1 protein-coding gene is annotated in these 1763 nt (G+C 45.4%); it reads right to left on the bottom strand.

Annotation, left to right across the window (positions count from 1 at the left end):
• Positions 1 to 189: 189 nt before the first annotated feature.
• The gene (locus tag J7E21_RS16130) at positions 190 to 1566 is read right to left on the bottom strand and encodes an IS4 family transposase (RefSeq protein WP_215109665.1); all 1377 of its coding nucleotides are present in this window, start codon (positions 1564 to 1566) and stop codon (positions 190 to 192) included.
• Positions 1567 to 1763: the final 197 nt, after the last annotated feature.

The raw sequence follows: 1763 nt of genomic DNA on the forward strand, positions 1-1763 counted from the left end.
ATTTTCCGAAGCTTACCGCTCGCTTTCCGTGGGGCGGGAATCGACATACCTGTCAACTTAAGAAATTCCCGCGGATTTTTCGCGGGAATTTCGAAGTGGTTTAGGTTTGGTTTTGTGTGGAACTGGCAATAGAAATAATTAAGAACGCCAAATAAACCTCCGGGCGGGAGGCTGATTTTTTGGGTTCTTCTACGTTAATTGAAGGCGTTTCAAGGCGGTCCCTTGGGCGGAATGCGGTTTCCGTGCAGTTTTGATGAGTAAACAGCTCATTGAATGGACAAACGTCTCGAAGGCCTTCTTTTTGTGCCGAAAATCCTCATAAAGCTTAGGCAACCCTTCACGGGCGATGCTCCGAATAGCCACGGTTTCACTAATTTCTTTCGCTTCTTCTTCCCAAATCATGTTCCGCAATTGATACGCAATCAACTGACTTAGTAATAGAACCAAGAGTGTACCGTACAGATGACAGAGCCACCGTTCGAGTTTGACCAGTTTAAATTGCTTCATTTTTAAATGTGATTTTAACGTTTTAAAGAGCAGTTCGATTTGCCAGCGCAATCGATATAATTCCAGCACGCGTTCCGGTGGAACTGTTTCCGGTAGATTCGTCATGTACCCGATTACCCCTGCCATTTCTCGGACGATGGCTAAGGGTTTTTTGCATGACTTAGAGGCTCGGCGATCAATCGAGTCTAGCCGTACGTTGGTTTGCGCTTCATCACGTGACAAGAGAATACAACGTGCAGGGAAATGCGCTTTTAAGCCGAAATAAACTTCCTCGAGTTCCAGGATTTCACCAGGTTCCATATTTCGGGACAACCCCACCAAGTCGATCTTATGATAAAGAGTGTTTTGGATAGCTTCCCCGTCGGGATACTGGTCAGGGAAGGGGTTTTCAAACGCTAAATAGGCATTACTTCGAAACTTGGTAAGAAAATAACTGCCCTGTTCTTGTATCTCTTGTAGTGACTGGGTCCGGAAATAACCTAGATCTTGAATGCAGAGTTCTTTTTCTTCTAGAAACGGCACCCGTTTCGCACCCATAGAAGCATCGTTGAGTTTTTTGAAATCTAGGTGAAAAAAAGTGAACCTCCCGGTTAGTACATCAAACTCGTATTGGATTTTCACGGGAGTTTGGCGTGTCTTTCGGGCTCGTGCTTTCAAATGGTCTGGCACGCTCGCTTCCGTCGCATCAATCACTCGAATACTGCTAAATGGCCAATCTTTGGCTTCGATATGTGAAGTCAGCTGAAGGGTCGATTGTGCGAGAAACAGTTCTTGTACCAATCGCTGAAGAAAGTGCACAGCGTGCATCGTGAACTTCTTATCGATTGCCGTCCGGCTTACTGAAATGTCGTGTTGAGCTGCGAGTTTTCCGCAGAGCTCTTGCAACGTACACCCCATCACATTCCCTTGAAATTGAAAAAGCAATGATAGAAAATCGCTAGCTGAAAGAGTTCGTTTGCGCTGGATAAATCCCGTTTCTTTAGCCAAGGCATCGACTTTTTCAGGGGCTAACACCGTGAACAATCGATCGAGTAACTCAACTGCCGATCGAGTCGCCATTACCAAGACTCCTTTCTGTATAAGTTGGTATTCTTCCATACCATCTTTGAAAAGAATCTACACCTGACGTTAAGTTGACAGATATGTCGACGCCCGCCCCCCGGCAAGCGTGCCCCTGAAGCGCAGTCTAATAGCGCAAGCTATTTAAAAATAAAAGTCTAGATCTTACCCCCTATTTATCAGATGTCAAAGAAACT

The sequence above is a fragment of the Planococcus sp. ISL-109 genome, from assembly GCF_018613655.1.
Lineage (GTDB): Bacteria > Bacillota > Bacilli > Bacillales_A > Planococcaceae > Planococcus.